Raw genomic sequence first — 21664 nt, 5'->3', positions numbered from 1 at the left:
TTAGAAACCAAAGACGTGAGTTCATAGAAACCAAAGACGTGAGTTCATAGAAAACAAAGGCGTGAGTTCATAGAAAACAAAGGCGTGAATTATTCGCGCCTTTTTTGTGCCTGAAGGATAGGCAAGTTTCTGAATCGATAGAAATAAGAATAAGGCATTACAAAATAGACTTAAGTATCTGTGGAATAAAACTAAAATAATGACAGACTAACGATGAACGAACGCGTTGATGTGAGCCATGTCTTTGGCGCGTTTCGAATAAACGTTAAATCTTACGGAAGAGGAACAGCATGCACTACGACGTATTCAATGGAGACGCAGACGGTATCATCGCGTTGCTACAACTGCGATTAAGTGAACCGAGAAAAAGTGTGCTCGTCACCGGTGTAAAGCGTGATATTAAGTTGGTTTCTCAAGTTGTCAGTCAAATCATAGAGCCGGGCAATCCAAATGATGTCTCTTCCGTTACCGTTCTTGATGTGTCGATGGAGAAGAACCTGCCAGCATTGCACTCACTGTTAGATGCCAACATCGATGTGTTTTACTGCGATCACCATCGGACAGGGGACGTGCCAACCTCTGAGCATTTAGACACTCTGATAGACACCTCGGCAGAGAGTTGCACGAGTTTATTGATTAACCAGAAGCTAAATGGTGCACACGTAGCTTGGGCAATCGCGGCGGCCTTTGGTGATAATTTAAAAGTAGTGGCCGCACAGTTAGCTGATGAAAATGGATTCGAACAATCACAAATTGAGTTCTTAGAAGAGCTAGGTACCTTGGTTAATTACAACGGCTACGGCACATCATTGAGCGATCTACATTTCACGCCAGTTGAGCTCTACCAAAACCTTTATCAATACCCGAACCCGTTCGATCTTATGGATGACAAAGACTCCGTGTTCTATCAATTACGAGCGGCTTACCAAAATGACCGCCAGCAACTATCAAACCTTGCCCCTGTTTATGAAAGTAAAGTCGCACGTGTGTTTGAACTGCCCGGTGAGACTTGGGCAAGACGTATCAGCGGTGTATTTGGCAATGAGATCGTGAATCAAGATCCAAACCGAGCGCAAGCAGTATTAACGAAAAACCAAGATGGCGAATCTTATACTGTTAGCCTAAGAGCACCACTATCCAATAGAACAGGCGCAGATGAAATTTGCTCTAGCTTTGTAACTGGCGGAGGAAGAAAAGCAGCGGCTGGCATTAATCAACTTAGCGAACTTGATAGAGGGAATTTCATTTCACTGTTGGACGCTTATTATTCGCCGAGTGTTGAGCGCTAACGAAAATAGTAGCGAGAGTGAATAGGGTAAAGAGAGGCCATTTGGCTTCTTTTTTTGTGTCTAAAGTCACCCAAATAAGCCTTTCAAAAACTTAGTTAGCATCAAATTCGGCACTTCACATTGTATGACATCAAAGTAAGAGTGATTATCAATTGTATTAATTCTGGGGAAATAGCACTATACGCATATTGAATCTTCAGTATTTTGAATATCCTTATAATGAATCTTGCCCAGGTCGACCTTAACCTACTCGTTATTCTTAAACACCTTCTTGAAGAGAAGCACGTATCAAACACAGCCTTGGCGTTGGACATGAGCCAACCGACGGTGAGTCGTTCACTACAAAAACTACGAACGGTATTCAACGATGACTTGTTAGTCCGCGCAGCCTATGGTTATGAGCTAACCCCGAAAGCAGAAGTCATCAAGCAAGACCTCAATTCTGTGCTCACACGCCTTGAGAAATTGGTCCATGGAGACGTATTTGAACCGGAGACGAGTAATAGTACCGTTCGGTTCTTTGGCTTGGTTCCTCAGGTTTCACACCTTTTGCCAAAAGTCGTGGCACAAATCCGCCAACAAGCGCCGAATATGGTTGTCGATATCGACTCGATTCCTAAACGACACTTTGAACCTCTGTTATCAGGTGATGCGCACTTTGTATTGTCGACGCATGAACCATTAAGTTCTGAACAAAACCTGTATCGAATGTTCGTAATCAGTCGCGATTATCGGTTATTAATGAGTAAAGACCACCCTCTGGCGGATAAAGAGATCACCGTTGATGATTTATTGAGTAGCCAACTCGGCCAGATCTCACTGCAAGGGGATAAGAAGCTCTCGATTGAAAGTCGTTTCAAAGATTTGGGCTTGGTCGATAAGCAGCGTCAGCTATCGATACCGATTCAACTGTCTAACTTTAACGTCGCTCCAGATATGGCTGAAGCGACCGATATCATCTTTCACCTGCCGACACCTTTTGCTCAACAAGCAGCAAAACAGAGAAACCTTGTTTGTAAACGCGTACCCAAAGCGATCAGGAGCCCATCAGAAGACGTATATCTCTACTGGCATAAACGTTTCCACAATGACCCTATGTGCCGTTGGATTCGTGAACTATTTAAAGAGACATACTCCTAAATTATCTGGCACATGAATGTTACTGGCTTAATGCTAATGAATTGAATATATGTTGCCTGCATTATTTGATAGGTGAATAATCATAATGAATTTTCAGCATGAAACTTTCGTTGATTGGAGTGATAACTGGTTGTTTAATGCAAACCATTATCATTACTAATTACATATAAGAATAAATATCATGTCTGAGAAATCTCTGTTGATTCGCAAGCCTCTTTTGGTTCGCAAGCACCTTATAGTTCGCAAACCTCTTATGATTCGTAAACCCCTTTCGGTCGCAGTAGCTGTTATTTGCACCTCACTATCGGCTAACGTGTTAGCGCAAAAAGAAGCGCAAGCGACAGATGAGCAAATGGTTGTTACGGCAACTCGTACTGAAATGGCTCTAAAACAAGTGCCAGCTTCAATGTCGGTTATCACCGCTCAAGACATCGAAGACAGCCCTGGAATCACTTTGGCTGACATCGTTGCAGAATCAACGAGTGTGGAATCTGATTTTGATAGCACACGTGCTGGCCGTCAGATGATCTCTATTCGTGGTATGGATTCAGACTATACGCTTATCATGGTGAATGGCCGTCGCTTAAGCTCTGCAAGTGCCATCATTCGTGGTAACGATTTCGATCTCTCGACTATTCCAGCTGAGTCAATCGAACGTGTTGAAATCATCCGCGGCCCAATGTCTGCACTTTACGGTTCAGATGGTATGGGTGGCACAATCAACATCATCACCAAAGCTCCAGAAAATGATTGGAGCTCGACGATTAACATGGACACTTCATCTCCATTAGACGGAGATGGTGGCGAAGAATATTCTGTTGGTTTTACTACGTCCGGTGCATTGATTGATGATGAGTTGTTTGCGCGTTTTTCTTTAAATCAAACCTCGCGTGACGCATGGCAACCATATACAGGTAATGGTCGTGAAAATATTACCGCTCTAGAGGAACGCGACACTTTAAGTTTGCTTGCCAACCTGACATGGAATATGACAGACAATCAGACGATTGATTTAGACCTTGGCTATAGTGACGATAAACGTGATGGTTTAGCAGAACACGCTACAGGTTCGAACCTAGTGGATAGTAATGTTGTACGTAACAGTCAAGCGATTACACACAGCGGTTTTTGGAACTGGGGTGACACACAAGTTCGTTACTCTCGTGAAAACGTGACAGACAACGAGGCCGCTGATCTAGGTAACAATTACAGTAGCGATGTAGAAGAGCTAACTCAAATAGTAGAAGCGTCAGCAACGACTTATCTCGGTGATAGTCACACCGTAACTTTTGGTATGGACTACCAGTTGAGCGAATTAACCAACAAAGAAAACTTGATCAACGGTACATCAGAAGCGTATCAAGGTGCTTTGTTTGTTCAAGACCAGTGGTTGATGACTGAACAACTCACCGCAACCATTGGTGGACGTTTAGATAAGCACGAATTGTACGGTGAAGAATTCAGCCCGCGTGTGTACTTGGTTCACCAAACGACTAATGACCTCATCATCAAAGGCGGCGTGGGTAAGGCGTTTAAAGCGCCTTCGTTAACTCAAAACCAAGCTGACTACACTGTTAATAGCTGCAAAGGGAAGTGTGATTTGTATGGCAATGAAAACCTGAAGCCTGAAACGAGCTTGAACTATGAAATTGCAGCAATATACAACCAACCACGTTGGAACGTTGAAGGGGCTTTGTTTCGAAATGAAATTAATGACTTGATTGATCGTGACGTAACATATTGTGAAAATGGAACCGTATTTGACCCTGCTAACGGTTGTCGAGTCGGGCCTGGTGACAAGGACTTTGTGAAAGGTAAGCGTACTTATACCAATGTATCTGAGGCGGTGGTTCAAGGTGCTGAACTTACGGGTCAATTCCAGATTACCGATGAGTGGGGCGTGTCTGGTAACTACACGTTCTTAGACACAGAAGATAAGTCAACGGGTGAAGAACTGCTCGAGCGTTACAAGCATTCAGGCTTAGTTAAACTGAACTGGAGCCCAACTTTCGATCTGAATGCCTTTATTAGTGCGCGTTACCGTGGAGAGCGTAATATCGAAAGCGACTTAACGCAAGACGCATACACAACACTGAACATCGGTACGGTGTATAACGTTAATGATTCTGTTCGAGTGCGTGCTGGTATCACTAACTTGACTGATGAAGCTGTATCACAAGAGCTAGAGAGTATGGGGTATGTTGAAGAGCCACGTACTTACTACGTAGGTATGACAGCGGACTTCTAATCAATCTGTGTTTGATTTGGTAGGAAGATACATATAAAAACGAAGAACCCACATTGGCTGGATACTCTATAAAGAGAACGGCGAGTGTGGGTTCTTTTTTGTGTGCTTGTATCGGTTTAATTCGTTTGGAATTGGCTTACCTAGATTTTTACACAAGTGACCAAAGCATTACCTGATTTGGTATCCCAAGGCAGCAGCTTGTCATAATCGTGCTCAAAAATATGAACCTCAAAGTAGGGCTTCAATATCTCGATCAATTCCTTAAACGAGAATGCCACCATAGGGTGTTCGTCATTCCATACTTGAGTTTCACCCGCAGTCGTTTTTTCGATACTTAGCTTTAACATTTGCTTACTACCTTCGCCGGAGTAGTACCAACCTGAGCGAAAGGAAAAGTCATCATGTTCTTTGTTGGCTGTATGTCGAACAAACAAGTCATTGCTTATCTTCTCTTTATCAACCACGTTGAAGCAGAAGACACCTTCGGGTTTCAAAGCTCGGTGCACGCTTGCAATGCACTCTTTTAGTCCCTCAATACCGTCGTTGTAATGGATGGAATACAAGAAACAAGTGATAAGATCGAGCGGTTCTGAGACCTCAAAGTTACTCATGTTTTGTACTGAAAAGTTAGCTTCAGGGCAACGAACTTGAGCAATGTCGAGCATTGGTTTATTCAGAACAAGGCCACTACTTTGATAGCCGTAATCAATAAAATGGCGAACGTGTGGTCCAGTGCCACATCCAAGGTCGAGGTATGTTTTTCCTTCATTTCCAAAAATCTGATGTAACCTACGAACGCAGTCACTCTGCGCTTGGTAGTCAATATCGACACACATTAAGTCATAGTAACCGGATAGGTCGGTATAGAGTGCGTTGGCGGACATGTTTGCCTGCAGCATTTGCTGAAAAAATTGGGGTGGCGCATAGTAAACTAGAACTTAAAAATAACAAGAAAATCTTGGGTCAACTTATAGGCTTAAATGACCTTTTCTTGATGCTTAGCAATTGTTTCACGAGCCACACTCTATACATGCACCTTCGTGGTTTACTGAGACTCTATTTTTTCCGTTGGATTTAGCACGATAGAGCGCGTCGTCTGTAACTCGAATCAACGTATCTAGGGAGTTGTTGGTACGAACGATGCAGCTGTCGGTAATGCCAATACTGACGCTTGATTGAAACTTGGTGCGATTAAATCCCAAGAATTGATGGGTTCGAAATTCTTCGCAAATACGTTGACCAACAATTTTTGCTTGTGAGTATGCCGTGTTGAGAATGGTTCCATGAGTCGTTCGGTTTTTTGGAAAGAAGACGATAAACTCTTCACCTCCCCAGCGGCCAACCACGCCGTTCAAGGCTTTGACGTGCTTCTTAATGGTATTCGCGAGAGTGCGAATCACATCGTCACCAACACTGTGTCCAAATTGGTCATTAATCTTTTTGAAGTCATCAATATCCAACAGTAAACAAGACATCTCAGTTTGTTCTTTTAACGGCTTTTTTAACCAATCGTAAATGGCACTGCGGCTGAACACTTGTGTTAGATCGTCGTGAAGTGCGCGGTGCAGTAGCTCTTGTTCTAATATCACCTTGTCGGAAACGTCTTCTATCACCACTTGAATCGCTTTCTCGCCTTCCCAATTAATGATGTTGTCGTAGATGTTGAAGTGTTTTTTACTCCCATCAAAGCATTGGTTTTCAACCACAGAACTGAAGCTTGGTGTATCACCGGCAAGAATACTCTGGCTGCGTCTCATGGCATTGATACGACTGTCCGGCGGAATAATTGAAATGATTGAGTCCATGGCAAGCACTGCTTCTATCGATTTGGCACCTTGCATTTCAACCCAGGCTTGATTAACCATTAGAGGCTTGAAATTTTGGTGGACGAGCACGCCCTGTTTCGAACTATTGAGTAAAGTCCGGTACATACGATCTTTTTCTTGATGTTTACGCTCTGAAGCAACAACTGAGGTAATATCTATGATCATTACACGAAGAGCGGGGCGGTCGTTGACTCTGACCGCTTGAGCAAGGCTAAACAGCGAGAGAAGGCGGTTATTCACCGGAATATCTTTATAGACTTTTCCCTTTCCCAGCTGGCCTTTAATCGCAGAAAGGTAACGTTCACGGACAGAGCCGTGATAGTCTTTGGGTATTAATGAGTAGACAAAATCGACGTTGTTGAGAAGTGCTTCACGGCAACTGTAACCGAAGATTTTTGCAATGTTTTCGTCGACATCGATGACACGGTGGTCTTGCAGCGTAATATAGCCCTGTGCAGAGTCGAAATTCTGCCTAGGGGTGGCTGTGGTTAAATCTAGTTGGATGCTCATATAGATCTGACTACATATCCTCTCACCAAAAACAGGTGCTTTAAATAAATGGTGGTGTCGTAAATAAATTGTGACTGCTGTATATCGACAAAGCTATCAGATACCTAACACGGCAAGCGTCACGAGACTATGTGATTAAAGTGTGCCGTACGCAACTTTTTGAGGGTAGCGTAATTTTACTGTATCTAAAACGGATAAAAAAATTATTAAGGATAATTAAAGAGTTATGGAAATAAAAATTGATGATTTGTCGGGTGGAGAGGTTATTGAGCTACTCGAAGAGCATTTAGCTGATATGTATGCGACATCGCCAGTCGAAAGCGTTCATGCACTGGATCTAGAGGGGCTCAAGTCGCCAGAGATTACTTTTTTCAGTGCTTGGAAAGACAGCCAACTGCTTGGGTGTGTCGCCATTAAAGAGCTTGATACACAACACGCTGAACTGAAGTCAATGAGAACCTCGCAGTTTGCAAGAAAGTCCGGTGTCGCAAGCAAGCTATTACAGCACGTTTTGGATACGGCAACCGCTCGCCAATATCGACGTATTAGCCTAGAAACGGGATCGGAAGACTACTTTAAGCCAGCGCGTAATTTGTATCAAAAATTTGGCTTTGGTTACTGTGAACCTTTTGCTAATTATGTGTTAGACCCGCACAGTCATTTCATGAGTATTGAGTTACGTTAAGAGGCTAACCTTTGATGCCGACTTATTTTGCAGGTTTTACTCTCGGGCTTTCGCTTATTCTCGCGATCGGTTCTCAAAATGCGTTCGTTCTTAAACAGGGCTTAAAGAATCAGCATGTGTTTGCTATTTGTGCTGTCTGCGCGATTTCAGATGCATTACTGATCAGCTTTGGTGTGATGGGCTTTGGTGCAATCGTTGATCAGTTTCCACAAATTGAGCAGTTTGCTCGTTACGGTGGGGCTATCTTTTTAGGGGTTTACTCATTCTTGAGCTTTCGCTCAGCATTTACCGAAAATCATGCCTTAGAAGCCGGTGTCGAAACCAAAAACTCTTTAACCAAAGCAGTTACCATGTGCTTAGCGTTTACTTGGCTTAATCCGCATGTGTATCTGGATACTGTGGTATTGCTGGGTTCTATCTCTACACAATATCAACCAAATCAAATGTTGTTTGGTGCAGGTGCAGTATCGGCTTCATTCGTGTTCTTTTTTTTACTTGGCTATGGTGCACGATTCTTAGCTCCAATGTTTAAGAACCCGAAATCATGGAAGATGTTGGAGTTTGTTGTAGGAGTGATCATGGCATCTATTGCACTATCTTTGGTTGTTTAGTTTTACTCTGCTTTCGTTAACTTCTCCTCATCAGTTGAACGCTGGTGGGGAAAGTACGGCTTGTTAGCTTGCTAGCTCGTTAATTAGTAATTAGTACTGTATCCCTCTGTCTTGCCTCCCTAGCTATTAATTATTCTTTGCAAAGATTTCGCATTTCTCTGTTGGTTTTAAACGTCTTGATAACAACAAATTAAATTATTTCGTGAAATAACGAATTATTCTTCGTCTTTTGGATTTTGGGTTCGTCTTAGGGGTGTAACAAGAAATTATTAACCCGATTCGGAGCCAAAAATGACTAAATTGATTAGCTTTAAAAACTGCCCATTTGTTCAACGTGTAATGGGTTCACTAGTAATGAAAAACGTCCCGTTTGAAATTGAGTACATTGAACTGAATAACAAACCACAGTGGTTTTTGGATATCTCACCGAACGGGCAGGTACCTGTATTAATTACAGAGAACGACACCGTCCTTTTTGAATCTGATGCAATTGTTGAATATCTAGACGATAAATATACGCCTATTGAAGAGGTTTCACCCGAGCAGAAAGCACTCGACCGTGCTTGGTCTTATCAAGCGAGCAAACATTACATGCCACAGTGCGGCACCATGGCGAGTAAAGACAAAGAGACATTTGAAACACGCTTAGCCAATTTACAAAAGGCGTTCCTAAAGGCAGAGAAAAAACTGGGTGATACTGAGTTCTTTAAAGGGGACTACATCTCTAACGTCGACATCGCTTGGTTACCACTGTTACACCGAGCATTTGTAATTAAAGAGCGTTCAGGCTTCGATATGCTAGAAAGCTTCCCGAAAGTACAGAGTTGGCAAGCGGCTCTGATTGAATCTGGATTGACCGATAAAACCGTTCCAGCGGACTTTATTGACAAGTTCAGCGGCTTTTATTTAACGAATAACTACTTGGCTAGTCTCGCTGAAGTTCGTTAATAATATGAATTTAATTGAAATATATTTTAATGGCACGTTGCACTAAATAAATACCCTCCAAAAATAAAACTCACTCTCCTGTTTATATCTTTGATTGGATAAAGATATAAACAGGATGAGTTTTTATGTTTAGGCGTGAAGATTCAGATTTCTTTTGAGAACGAGTAACAATTTAATTGTGCGGTAACAACTTGATTGTAATAAGTTTAATATTGATGACACTCAGATTTACTATCAAGTTTATACGTGTTTTAGTACTCATTACGCCGCAGGAAATACACCTGTCTCATAAATAAGACTTTATTAAGTGTCTATTATTGTTCGTTTGATGACCTGAAAATCTTGTGATATCTTCTCATTCACCCCGCAAATGAACGGTGTTTTATTATTCGTCGGGGTTGCTTATTTAATTTATTATAAACAGTAACGTAACAGGTGGAGTAGTGTCGAAAACTATTGGCTGTTAACTAACGTTGCTGTAGGACAGACAACAATAAGGGTATTTGCATGCTTAAATCAACATATCTATTGGGCCTAGTTGGCTTGGTTTCACTTCCTACATTTGCTGCTGGTATCGAGGGTGGTCCATACATTGGTGCAGGCCTTGGTGTGTACCAAGACTCAGACACTGACGGTGGGGGGAGTTTAGATGCAGAAAATATGGGTTATAGTCTTTACGGCGGTTACCATTTTAACCGTATCGTAGGTATTGAGTTGGGATATACAGACTATGCTGACTATGAAGTGGTGGGTACTAAGGTTTTTTCTCCTACATCACTTTCTGTTTCTGCAAATGTTGGTTATACATTTGATAATTCTATCCGCCCGTTCGTGCTAATGGGCATGAGTTACGTTGATCTAAATGCTAGAAATGGTGCTTTAAAAGACGATTCTGATGCTGGGTTCCATTTTGGTATTGGTGTTGAATATACTCCAATTGACAACTTAACCCTTCGTTTGATATCTCAAGGTGATGGAATTAGTGTTGACGAATACTCATCTAATAAAGGCAAGAATACAATCACTAACAGATCTCTTGCCATTAGCACAGTAACATTAGGTGCTTCATACAATTTTTAATGGCTTTTGTTAAGTAGCTTAAAGCTGTGGACACTTGAAACCGCTCTAACGTTGAGCGGTTTTTTTATGTCAAAAATAATGATTGGTCACGCTATGGGCATAGTTGATCCAAAGCCTGAAATTAGTTGGTTTTCACAAGCTTATAAACGGTAAATAATGCTAACTCATTTGGTAGTTGATCGGTATTTTGGTAAATTAAAGCTATTACCGACTTCCAGTGAGCAGCAATGAAGATTCTTCACACGTCCGATTGGCACCTTGGCCAAAACTTCTACAATAAAAGCCGTAAGAATGAACATGAACGGTTTTTACAATGGTTACTTGAGCAAGTTACTGAGCACGACATCGACGCGATCATTGTTGCTGGCGATATTTTTGATACCAGCACACCGCCAAGTTACGCTCGTGAGATGTATAACAAGTTTGTGGTCGATTCGAACAAGATCGGCTGCCAATTGGTGTTATTAGGTGGAAATCACGATTCAGTCTCTGTGCTTAAAGAGACACAACAGTTGCTCAAATACATGGGTGCAGACGTGATTCCGAACACCAATGAAGATCATGCGACTCAGGTTGTCGAACTAAAAGGCAAGAACGGCGATGTAGAAGCGCTGGTTTGTGCCATTCCTTTTATTCGCCCTCGTGATGTGTTGACCAGCCAGGCGGGCGTCACAGGCGTTGAGCGTCAGAAGCAACTCGGCGATGCAATCAAACAGCACTACCAAAGTGTTTATGATGCCGCTGTAGAAAAACGTGCGGAGTTTGAAAACAGCGAGCACATGCCGATTATCGCTACTGGTCATTTAACGGCAATGGGTGTTCAACAATCGGATTCGGTACGCGACATCTATGTCGGCAACCTTGATGGTTTTGCCGCTGATGGCTTCCCAGACGCAGACTATATTGCACTTGGTCATATCCACCGCCCACAAGTTGTGGCAAAGCGTGAATACATTCGTTACTGCGGTTCACCAATCCCTTTAAGCTTTGACGAACTTAAATCTCAAAAGCAGGTATGTGTGGTTGAGTTTGTTGAGGGCGTGCGAACCATTTGTCAATTGCCCGTTCCTACATTCCAACCTCTAGCTGAAATCAAAGGCGACTTGAGCGAGATCGAATCTCAGCTGAACCAATACATAAGTTTAGATAGCGAACAAAGCGTGTGGTTATCGATAGAAGTGCAAGCGCAAGATTACTTGTCGGATCTACAAGATCGCATGCGCTCATTAACTGACGGTTTGAATGTGGAAGTACTTCAACTGCGCCGAGCAAGAGAGCGTCGTAATCAAGCATTAGAGCAAGAGTCGGCAGAGACCTTATCTGAACTGAGCCCGATGGACGTGTTTAGCAAGCGTATTGCCTTAGAAGAGTTTGAAACGGATTCTGAAAAAGCGCGTTTAGAGCGAATGACAGTGAAGTTTAAACAAGTGATGGTTGAAGTGTCCGAGAGCGCTCAAGCGCCAAACAAAATAGAAGAGTAACCAGTATGAAGATTTTAAGCCTAGAATTTGAAAACCTGAACTCTTTGAAAGGACGTTGGAAGCTCGATTTCACCCAATCACCGTTTGCAGAAAATGGTCTGTTTGCGATTACTGGCCCAACAGGGGCGGGTAAAACCACTATTCTTGATGCGATTTGTTTGGCATTGTTTCACCGCACACCGCGTTTGAAGAGCATTGCCAAAGGCAACAATGAATTAATGACACGTGGCACGGGTGAGTGTTTTGCTGAACTGGAATTTGAAGTGCAGGGCAAAACTTACCGCTCGAACTTCCACCAAAAGCGTGCTCGCGGAAAACACGATGGCGCATTACAAACGCCAACGTGTGAATTTGCCGATGCTGACACCGACAAAGTCTTAGAGACCATGCTGACCAAGAAAACTAAGTTGGTGGAGCAGGTAACAGGGCTCGATTTTTCACGCTTCACTAAATCCATCATGTTGTCTCAGGGTGAGTTTGCGGCGTTCTTAAATGCCAATGCTAACGACCGTGCCGAGCTACTTGAAGAGCTGACGGGAACCGAAGTTTATAGCCTGATTTCAGAGCGTATCTACGATCATTTTAAGTCGAGTGAAGAGTCGCTTAATCACCTTAAAGCGAAAGCCGAAGGTGTGAGCTTACTGTCTGAAGAGCAAATCCAAGAGCTGACCGCAGAGCGTGAAACGCTAGAAGTAGAGCAGAAGCGTTTAGCCGAGCAGTTAAAAGAGTGGCAAGCGCATCTAAGCTGGTGGAAAGACGTGACCAAAGCTGAGCAAACTATTGCGGCCAGTGAACACGATCTTAAAACCGCTCAAGATGAACTAGACCGTAATCAACCTTCATTAGAGCGCTTAGCGAACAGTGAGCCGGCTGAAAAGCTGCGCCCAATGCACAAAGATTTAAAGCGTTGCGAACAAGAGGTGAACACTACTCAAGCTTACCTAGATAACAGCACCAAGTTACTTGCCGTTCGTGATGCAGAAAAGCAAGACGCGCAAACTAAACTGACGCAAAGCAGTGCGATTGTCCAACAAGCGAAAAACGAGCAACAAGATCAAGAGAAGATCATCGATCTCGTCCGTCCGCTCGATAACCAAATTGCCGTACTCAAAGATAAGCAAACGGCGGCCGTTAATGCGGCGAATACGCTAAACGAACAACATACGCAGCAGCGCAATCAACAGGTCGTGTTAGTCCAAAAAATAGATGCACTAAAGCAACAAGATCAACTCTGCACTGAGTACCTAAATACGCATCAAGCTGACCAACATCTGGAAAAATACCTAGGTCAATGGCAAGCCAAAGTTGAGCAAGTTCGTACTTTAGAGCGTCAACATGCAGAACAACTAAACTCAGCGAAGCAAACTTTGTCTGCGGTTGATGCACAGCAAACGATCATCAAATCTGCGCAAGAAGCTAAAGCAACGCAAGACAAAACTTTAAGTGAATTGGTTGTGCTAGAGAGTAGTGCAAAGCAACAGTGGGAAGCATTGCAAGGCAACATCAGCGAACAAGTATTGAATGCGCAAAAAGATCTGTTGGAGTACTGGAATCGCAATACGCACTCATTACTTGAGATCAACCGTGGTTTCCTAAATGCCCAGCAACAGCTGCACGCAAAAACTCAGGCACATCAGACCAACATCCAATTGGTCGACAAGCTTTCGAAAGAACGTGAAGTGTTGGTGGAGCGATATAAAGAGAAAGAGACTTCGCTTGAGCGATTAACGCGTTTGATTGATCAAGAAGGCGAGTTGGCGAAATACCGTGCAGCTCTAGAATCAGGCTCTGAGTGCCCGCTATGTGGTTCAACAGACCATTCGATTGAACAGTCACAAGACACTGCAAATTTGGTTGCTCAAAAAGAAACGGAAAACCTAGAGTTAACGGCCATCAAAAAAGAAGGCCAAGAGCATCGTCAGCAGTTAGATTCTCTGGCCCCTATGATTGCGGCGCTTAACGATGACATTCAGCGAGCGCAAGCGGATATTCAACAAGCTCAACTGAATTGGCAAGGCGTTGTCGGCAAGCTTCAACATAGCTTATCTGATTTCGTTGGCACTGCTCCTGAACTGGCGTTGCTAACGATTAACGATTTAGGCAATGAAGCTATAGTCGCGACCTTTGCTCAGCAGTGTGAAGTTCAACTAAGTCAGAGCTCACAGCAACTCAAAGCGTTGGCTGATGCGAAAGCACACTATGCCGAAGCTGAGAAACAACGCTTGTCTGCAAGTGTTATGGCTGACAAGGCGCAGTCTAATCTCGAGTTGGCCGAGCAACGCTTAGCGGATCTGAATAAGCAAAATCACAGCACGAACGAACAAGTGGCTCAGATAGCTCAAACAAAAGAACAGCAATGGAACGCTCTGAAAGAGAGCATTGTTCAAACGGCTATCGAAGCGCCTGAACTTGAACATATTGATGATTGGTTTACTGCGAAATCGCAAGCATCAAGCACATGGCAGCAAACCAAACAGCAACAGGCCGATATTGAAAAGCAGCTGATTACTCAAAATGCCGAACTGAAAACCTTAGATGACAAGCTAAGCAGTGTTGAGAAAGAGCTCGCGACACTCACGCAACAGAGTGAGTCTCTAGTGTTAGAGTTGACTCGTATTAGTGCTGAAAGAACAGAGTTGTTTGGTGACAAAGACATTCAAGCCACCAGCAATGCGATGAAGCAAAAAGTCACCGAAGCGGTAAATGCATTTGATGCCGCGCAGTTGGTGCTTAACCGCTCCGAGCTGGAACATCGAACTGAGCAAACCAAACACATTAGCTTCTCTGAAGAGTTGACTAGCAAGCAGTCAAGTTACACACAAGCGTCGAATGCTTGGTTAGAAGCACTGAAAACGAGCCCATTCGAAGATGAGGTAAATTTTGAAGCGGCGTTGTTGGATGAGGAGGTTAGAACTCAACTTCAAAGCCTGAAGAAGTCTTTAGACGAAGCGATTGTCAGTGCACAAGCAAGGTTGAATACCGCCAAAGCGACGCAAGTGGAGCTACAAAACCACGTAAATGCGAAAGCATGGCAAGAGCAAGACCAACAGCAAGTTGAAGAAGCAACTACTGAATGCCAAAACGCACAACAAAGCCATGCGACAAAGATCGGCGCAATTTCTGCCAATCTTGAAACGGATAGCCAGAACCGCAGTAATCAGCAAGATCTGTTCAAGCAGATCGACGAACAGCAGGTCGAGTTTGATGATATCTCACGTCTGAACTCACTTATCGGTTCTAAGAACGGCGATAAATTTCGTAAGTTTGCCCAAGGTTTAACTCTGGAAAACTTGGTGTATTTGGCGAACAAGCAGCTACAGCGTTTACATGGTCGTTATGAGCTAAAACGTAAAGCCGATGATGGCTTAGAACTTCAAGTGCTCGACACATGGCAGGGCGATGTGATGCGTGATACCAAGACGTTATCCGGTGGCGAAAGCTTCTTGGTGAGCTTGGCGTTGGCATTAGCGCTTTCTGATCTTGTGAGCTACAAAACCAGTATTGATTCTCTGTTCTTGGATGAAGGTTTCGGCACGCTGGATAGCGACACATTGGACATTGCCCTAAACGCGCTCGATAACCTGAATGCGTCAGGCAAGATGATTGGCGTCATCAGTCACGTTGAAGCACTGAAAGAGCGAGTGCCTGTTCAGCTTAAAGTAACAAAACACTCTGGCTTAGGTGTCAGTGAGATGGAGAAGCAGTATAAGGTTGTTGCTTAGGTTCTAGCTATATTCCATCAGCGCAGAAATAGAAATAAAGCTAGATGAAGCAGATCCCCGACTCAGTCGTTCCTCCTTCTCGAGGATGACGGAGTCGGAAGTTGTAATTAATCACTTCGCCGTCATCCCTTAATGTCAGGATCGAATAAAAAGCAGCCGTCATTCCCTAAAGTGAGGCACGAGCGTAATAGGGAATCTGGGGTTGTTGGTATTACTTTCTTCATTTCCTAAAGTGAGCTACGAACGTAGTAGGGACTCTAGGTTTGTTGGTTTTACCTTCGTCATTCCTTCAAGTGAGGTACGAACGTAATAGGGAATCTGGGGTTGGTCGTATTACCTTCGTCACTCCCTGAAGCGAGAATCGAGCGTAATAGAGAATCACTAGTAGACGCAGGAAGTGGACTCATCAAAAAGGAAGCGGCCATGCACAAGAAACCACATCTACCCACCAAGACATGTCCCGTTTGCCTCAAACCATTCTCATGGCGTAAAAAATGGCAACGTTGTTGGGAAGAGGTGATTTATTGCTCTGAACGTTGTCGTCGCCATAAGACAAAACCCACATAATCTCCCTTCATTTAAGAATCTATTGAGAATAACCACTCATTTAACGAGTTAATATTTTATCTGTCAGGTAACTCATGTATAAAGACGACATGAAGATACCTAAAAGAATACAGCCTTTAGTTGACGATGGTTTAGTCGACGAGGTGACAAGCCAACTCATGAGTGGCAAAGAAGCATCTGTGTACATTGTACGCTGCGGCGATACGATCCGTTGTGCCAAGGTATATAAGGAAATTAGCCAGCGCAGCTTTAAAAAAGCGACCGCGTATCGTGAAGGCCGAAAAGTCCGAAATAGCCGCCGTGCTCGAGCGATGGAAAAAGGCTCTGGCTTTGGTCGAGAGCAACAAGAAAAGGTTTGGCAAAGTGCTGAAGTGGATGCCTTATATAAACTGGCAGAAGCGGGCGTACGTGTGCCTGTCCCTTACGGTTGCTTTGATGGCGTGCTGCTTATGGAACTGGTCACTGACGATGATGGTTATGTTGCACCACGTTTGAACGATGTTGTAATGCCACCAGAACAAGCGATTGAAGATCATGCGGTGATGATGACTTACGTGGTTAAAATGCTTTGCGTTGGTTTGATCCATGGCGACTTGTCTGAGTTTAACGTATTGGTTGATCAATACGGTCCGGTGATTATCGATCTACCACAAGCGGTTGATGCTTCGGCGAACAACAACGCTGAGTGGATGTTGGCTCGTGACATCAATAATATCCGTGACTACTACGCTCAGTTTGCTCCTGAATTGGCGAAAACCGAGTATGCCAAGGAAATGTGGGCGCTTTACGAGAAAGGCGACTTAAAGCCAGACAGCAAGCTGACGGGCGAGTTTACAGAAACTGACGATTTGGCAGACATCGAAGCCATTATGCAAGAGATAGATGCTGCGCGAATTGAAGAACAACACCGACGCGAGCGTGTTAAAGAAGAGAAAGAAGGTGTAGACGACAGTAAGTTCAATTGGGCTGAGTAGACGTAATGACCCGTTTTGATCTTTCGTAAAATGTCAGTCATAACGCCTTAAAAAACTAAGGCGCTCTTTCAAAAAATAACCCAATAGAGCCTCAACTCTGTTGGGTTATTTTTTTTAACACTCATGAAAGACGGCCACTGGTATTAACTACCACTTTAACTGCTCACCATCGTAAGCGTAGAAGTGCCCACTGTTATCAGGTGTAGCAGTGCGAATGATGTCCACCAATTGATGGGCGACATAGCTCGACTCAAACAACTTACCTTCAGGGACATTGGTCTGGAAAGGCTTAGATAAAGCCGTGTCTGCTGTGCCCGGGTGTAGCGCTAATACGGTGCCATTCTTAATGGTGCGTTGCCATTCAATCGACATGGTTTTGATGAACATATTGAGTGCCGCTTTCGATGACCGATAACTATACCAACCACCTAATCTGTTGTCTGAAATGCTACCTACCTTTGCGGAAACTACAGCAAACTTTGGATTGTCGCTCGTTCTAAGAACCGGTGTGAAGTGCTTTGCCAATAATAAGCTGGGTAGGGTATTCACCGAAATGTTTTTCAGGAAAAACTCAGGGTCGATAGAAGACAAGTTTTTCTCAGGGCCGAGCTCTGGTGTGTGAAGCATACCCACACAGTTTATCAACCAGTCCAATTTTTCAAACTGTTTGCTGAGTTGCTCAATATCAGCTTCATTGGTTGCATCGACTTTGTGCCAGTTCAAACGACTGTTTTCTAGTTCTGGCTGTTGAGAGTGGTAAGTCGCGTCTACATGCACATCAAGAAAATCAAACCGAGACAGCTCAGATAATAGGTGTTTAACCACAGCGAAACCAATACCGCCACTCCCACCAACAACTAGTATGTGTAATCTGAGTTGCTCAACCATTATAAATTCTCCAAGTTTGTGATTCGTTGTTCTGCGGTCTTGAGTATCGCTTGTTGGTCTTGTTCATTCATGTTGTCCCAAGAGCGATATAACATGCCCATGCGTGGATTACGGTTTAATGCATCGCGGTGTTGGTTCATAAAGCGCCAGTACAAGCTATTGAAAGGGCAGGATTGCTCTCCGCTGCGTTCTTTTATCTTGTAGTGACAGTCTTTACAGTAGTCACTCATACGATTGATGTAAGAACCGCTGGCAGAGTATGGTTTGGTTCCGACGATCCCGCCATCCGCAAACAGTGCCATACCTCGCGTATTTGGCATTTCAACCCACTCAATCGCGTCGACGTAAATACCGAGGTACCAACTGTCTACTTGGTCAGGGTCTATGCCTGTGATTAAACAGAAGTTGCCAGTGATCATAAGCCTTTGAATGTGGTGCGCATAAGCAAACTCGAGGGATTGATCAATTGCGTGCTTCATACAATTCATCTTGGTTTGCCCATTCCAAAAATAATGAGGCAACTGACGGTCTGCTGAGTAGTGGTTTTTGTTGGCGTAAGCAGGCATGTTCGCCCAATAAACGCCACGTATGTATTCTCTCCAACCTAGAATTTGGCGTACGAACCCTTCGACTTGTGCAATATCGATAGTGGGTGCATTTGGCTTAGAAGGAGCTTGATAAGCTGATAACGCAGCATCAATCACTTCTTGGGGACTTAGCAGTTTACTGTTCAACGAAAAGGAGAGGCGGCTATGATACAAGCTCCATTTTGAATCGTGTTCTGTCGTCATCGCATCTTGAAACTGCCCAAATAACGGTAAGCAGACTTGGCAGAAATGAGCGAGCAGAGACAAGCTTTGTGCGCGGTTAACTGGCCATAATAATTGGTCGCCAACTTCACCAATGGTTTGAACTTGATGACGCTCGATGCGTTCTAAAATCGCGGAAATGTCGTTGGCAAACATCAGAGGTTGAGGCAGGCTTTCAATGTCTTTTTTCTTGAGTTTCTTTCGATTGCTCGCATCGTAATTCCATTTTCCACCAACGGGCTTTCCGTCTTCTAGCAAAATGTCGAAGCGCTTTCTCATTCGGCGATAGAAATGTTCCATCATGATGTGTTTGTTTTTCGGAAGCTGTTGTTCTATCTCTTCGAATGGAAAGAGGAAGTGTTCCGTATCACAACAACCTTTGGTCGCATTAGTGAGCTTCAGCTTGTTCATCTGCTCTAAAAGGCGATATTCATCTGGCCTTTGATATTCGAATTTCTCAGCGCCGAATTCGTGGACATAGTGCTGCAATAGCGCATCGAAATTTTCAAATTGAGTCGTGTCATCAAGAGTTAAGTGGAGTACCTGATGACCTTGTTGTTTGAGTTCGTCGGTAAAATAGCCCATCGCCGAGAAAAAAGCCGCCACCTTTTGGATGTGCGATGCAACGTAGTCAGTCTCTTGCTTAAGTTCGGCAATGATGTAAATGACCTCGTCGTCAACCTGTTGAAACCAAGAGTGCTGGATATTGAGTTGGTCGCCTAAGACAAGGCGCACGGTTTTGAAATTCATAACACATCCTGAATGTTAGTTAAGGCAGGTTCTTTGCTGCTCGCATTCCACTTGTTGATGAACGCATGGTCTGGATCGTACATATCTGTTTGCTTACCCAAATCAAAATGTCGTGATTTAGGTTTAGGTTGTTTAGCATTATTTTGCTTGTTGGCTTGGGTGTTTACCTGAGAGTTGAGGGCTCCGGCTATGTAAGCCCAATTACCCCAGTTTGATGCCACGTTATAGTCGATAAGTTGGCTCTCAAAATAGGCTGCACCGTGTCGCCAATCGATCCCTAGTTCATAGATCAAACAGCTAGCGGCAAGCTGTCTTCCTCGATTAGACATATAGCCTGTTTCGTTAAGTTGGCGCATACATGCATCGACAATCGGATAGTTGGTATTGCCACTTTTCCATTTGGCTAAATTCAGGTTCAACGTCGCTGAGGAGTTTGAAGAGTCGAGTTTATGGTTTGAGGTTTCACCGAACAACGACGAACCCAATGACAAACACTTCCAATAGAAATATTCGCGCCACAACAACTCAAAGTAGATCCAATAGGTTGAATCGTTACTGCCATGATCGGCTTCGAACTGTTTTAAATGGCAATAAATCGTTTTAGGCGAAACGCAACCGAGTGCTAACCACGGCGAGAACTTTGTTGAGTTTTCGATGCCGTCAAATGCGTTTCGAGTCTGCTTGTAGTTAAGGGCGTAATCATGTGAGAAGTAGTTATCTAAATGCGCTAGTCCGGCATCTTCTCCACCCAAATAATCGCTTATTACTGCGCTTTCATCATTTGGTGAACTGAATGATGAGATTGTCGATGTCGATGCTAGTCTCACTGCTGGTGGTAGAGCTGAAATAACCGTCTCATTGCGATTAACGTCTAAGTGTTCGACTAGCTTTCTAAATTTGGTAAACGAGCTCGGGACTTTTGATAATTCAAACGGCATCTCATGTGAGTCAAACAAGGTCGAGTGATGTGGCAAGCATGTTATTAAGTCAGGGTGACGACGGTGAACTGAATCAATCAATCGTCGCTCATCGTAACCGCAATGTGCATTGGCGAAAAAATGGGTGACGTGTTGTGTAGCAATGATTTGGCTGAGTGTTTGCTCGGCTGCGTCTGGTTCTAAATGATTACTGTGAATCACGACAAGTTGCTGACCAAACTTAACTAAATTCGATTCTAGGTGAGTTATCGATTGTGAAACAAAGGTCTGGCGATGCGCGCCATAACTTTGTTCTTGCGCGAAATCAGCAGAGAAACGAACCAAAGTGGGTTCGACAATCACAAAAATGAGTTTATCGACGCTCTGCGCAGCGCAATGGAGCAATTGATTGTCGTTGATTCTTAAGTCGTTTGTAAAAAGATAGAGACCAATCTTTTTCATTACTTACACTCGTAATTTTTTAATTATTAGACGCTTACGAGTTGATAAGCCGACAAGATCACAAATGAAATTAGCAAGTGGGTGATAGTTGGATTGGGGTAAATAAGAGGGGATGTAAGCCAACCAATAATACCGATAGAGGCTGGCAATGCAGGAAGTTTTAAAGTTCGAACGGTAGTATCTAATCCATTGGAACGATTAGAATGTCCACTGGAGATGTGTCGATGATCTGTTTCGAATGGGAAATAATTTTATGCCAAAAATCATGGTGATGACCACATAGCAGTAGGTCAACGCCATTTACCTCGATGGTATTTTTGAGCTTATCATTCAAATCTCCCGTTCCCACGAATATGTGCTTGATTGGGTGTTTAGCGTAGGCCTCAAACTCTTTCAAATGTTTAACGGAATCTTCATTGATGGGTAGATCGCCTTCATTTCCCTGAATATCAACGAGTTCAGGGTAAATCTCTCCATGCGTGCCGTCGATATAAACAAACGAAATGCCAGCCTCTAGTTTGTTTGCGAAGAAGGTCGCTCGATCAATCAGAATCTTAGTGTCGTCGGACATTTCAACAGCGACCAGAATATGTCGGTATTCCATAATTAAAGCCTCGTGTTATCAGTTATATAACAAGCATAGTTTTTGTTAGCACAAATGATATCGAAGAGATCTCATATTGCATAAAATCATCATTCAATGTTCTTCTAAGCACTATCGTATTTATATCGCTTTGATTGATAAGAAATTTACAAA

The 21664-nt window shown here is 43.5% G+C and carries 17 protein-coding genes; 11 read left to right on the top strand and 6 right to left on the bottom strand.

What is annotated here, in order from left to right; genetic code table 11:
• Window positions 1–290 precede the first annotated feature (290 nt).
• The 3 genes from ACED60_RS18615 (at window position 291) to ACED60_RS18605 (ending at window position 4677) form a co-directional block, all read left to right on the top strand.
• On the top strand, window positions 291–1289 hold the full coding sequence (locus ACED60_RS18615) for a DHH family phosphoesterase (protein WP_371695472.1): 999 nt from the start codon (window positions 291–293) through the stop codon (window positions 1287–1289).
• Between the two features lie 219 nt (window positions 1290–1508).
• A complete protein-coding gene (locus ACED60_RS18610) occupies window positions 1509–2429 on the top strand; it encodes a LysR family transcriptional regulator (RefSeq protein ID WP_371728173.1) in 921 nt (306 codons plus the stop codon).
• Window positions 2430–2682: 253 nt separating this feature from the next.
• Complete coding sequence (locus ACED60_RS18605) at window positions 2683–4677, top strand: TonB-dependent receptor domain-containing protein (RefSeq protein ID WP_371728181.1); 1995 nt, start codon at window positions 2683–2685, stop codon at window positions 4675–4677.
• Window positions 4678–4817: 140 nt separating this feature from the next.
• Here the strand turns inward: ACED60_RS18605 and ACED60_RS18600 are convergent, their stop codons facing one another.
• Both ACED60_RS18600 and ACED60_RS18595 read right to left on the bottom strand, forming a co-directional pair.
• The gene (locus ACED60_RS18600) at window positions 4818–5561 is read right to left on the bottom strand and encodes a class I SAM-dependent methyltransferase (protein ID WP_371728172.1); all 744 of its coding nucleotides are present in this window, start codon (window positions 5559–5561) and stop codon (window positions 4818–4820) included.
• A gap of 126 nt (window positions 5562–5687) precedes the next feature.
• Window positions 5688–7013, bottom strand: coding sequence for a diguanylate cyclase (locus ACED60_RS18595; RefSeq protein ID WP_371728171.1), 1326 nt, complete (start codon window positions 7011–7013; stop codon window positions 5688–5690).
• A 226-nt stretch (window positions 7014–7239) separates the two neighbouring features.
• Here ACED60_RS18595 and ACED60_RS18590 point away from each other — a divergent pair, with 226 nt between their 5' ends.
• From ACED60_RS18590 to ACED60_RS18555, 8 genes are all read left to right on the top strand, one after another.
• Window positions 7240–7698, top strand: a complete 459-nt coding sequence (locus ACED60_RS18590; protein WP_017097442.1) for a GNAT family N-acetyltransferase — start codon at window positions 7240–7242, stop codon at window positions 7696–7698.
• Window positions 7699–7712: 14 nt separating this feature from the next.
• On the top strand, window positions 7713–8309 hold the full coding sequence (locus ACED60_RS18585) for a LysE/ArgO family amino acid transporter (RefSeq protein WP_041472819.1): 597 nt from the start codon (window positions 7713–7715) through the stop codon (window positions 8307–8309).
• A 291-nt stretch (window positions 8310–8600) separates the two neighbouring features.
• Window positions 8601–9257: a glutathione S-transferase family protein gene (locus tag ACED60_RS18580; protein ID WP_371728170.1), complete on the top strand. Its 657-nt coding sequence runs from the start codon at window positions 8601–8603 to the stop codon at window positions 9255–9257.
• Between the two features lie 507 nt (window positions 9258–9764).
• Window positions 9765–10337 (top strand): porin family protein, encoded by a 573-nt coding sequence (locus ACED60_RS18575; protein ID WP_012604060.1) that lies wholly within the window; start codon window positions 9765–9767, stop codon window positions 10335–10337.
• Between the two features lie 227 nt (window positions 10338–10564).
• Complete coding sequence (gene sbcD, locus ACED60_RS18570; protein WP_371728169.1) at window positions 10565–11818, top strand: exonuclease subunit SbcD; 1254 nt, start codon at window positions 10565–10567, stop codon at window positions 11816–11818.
• Between the two features lie 5 nt (window positions 11819–11823).
• Window positions 11824–15540, top strand: coding sequence for an SbcC/MukB-like Walker B domain-containing protein (locus ACED60_RS18565; RefSeq protein WP_371728168.1), 3717 nt, complete (start codon window positions 11824–11826; stop codon window positions 15538–15540).
• A 423-nt stretch (window positions 15541–15963) separates the two neighbouring features.
• Window positions 15964–16107, top strand: a complete 144-nt coding sequence (locus ACED60_RS18560; RefSeq protein WP_076671818.1) for a DUF2256 domain-containing protein — start codon at window positions 15964–15966, stop codon at window positions 16105–16107.
• An 89-nt stretch (window positions 16108–16196) separates the two neighbouring features.
• Window positions 16197–17081, top strand: coding sequence for a PA4780 family RIO1-like protein kinase (locus tag ACED60_RS18555; RefSeq protein ID WP_371728180.1), 885 nt, complete (start codon window positions 16197–16199; stop codon window positions 17079–17081).
• Window positions 17082–17228: 147 nt separating this feature from the next.
• Here ACED60_RS18555 and ACED60_RS18550 read toward each other — a convergent pair whose 3' ends face one another.
• The 4 genes from ACED60_RS18550 to ACED60_RS18535 all read right to left on the bottom strand — a co-directional run bounded on the left by ACED60_RS18550 (window position 17229) and on the right by ACED60_RS18535 (window position 21511).
• Window positions 17229–17969 (bottom strand): SDR family oxidoreductase, encoded by a 741-nt coding sequence (locus ACED60_RS18550; RefSeq protein ID WP_122046628.1) that lies wholly within the window; start codon window positions 17967–17969, stop codon window positions 17229–17231.
• A complete protein-coding gene (locus ACED60_RS18545; RefSeq protein WP_371728167.1) occupies window positions 17969–19528 on the bottom strand; it encodes a cryptochrome/photolyase family protein in 1560 nt (519 codons plus the stop codon). Before ACED60_RS18545 ends, ACED60_RS18550 begins: the two co-directional genes overlap by 1 nt.
• Window positions 19525–20907: a DASH family cryptochrome gene (locus ACED60_RS18540; RefSeq protein WP_371728166.1), complete on the bottom strand. Its 1383-nt coding sequence runs from the start codon at window positions 20905–20907 to the stop codon at window positions 19525–19527. Before ACED60_RS18540 ends, ACED60_RS18545 begins: the two co-directional genes overlap by 4 nt.
• Before the next feature lie 181 nt (window positions 20908–21088).
• A complete protein-coding gene (locus ACED60_RS18535) occupies window positions 21089–21511 on the bottom strand; it encodes a universal stress protein (RefSeq protein ID WP_012604051.1) in 423 nt (140 codons plus the stop codon).
• Between the last annotated feature and the right edge of the window lie 153 nt (window positions 21512–21664).

This window comes from Vibrio sp. 1F279 (genome assembly GCF_041439815.1).
GTDB classification, from domain to species: domain Bacteria; phylum Pseudomonadota; class Gammaproteobacteria; order Enterobacterales; family Vibrionaceae; genus Vibrio; species Vibrio tasmaniensis_A.
The sequence above is the reverse complement of the archived record's forward strand: the minus strand, read 5'-3'. Positions and strand labels throughout refer to the sequence as shown.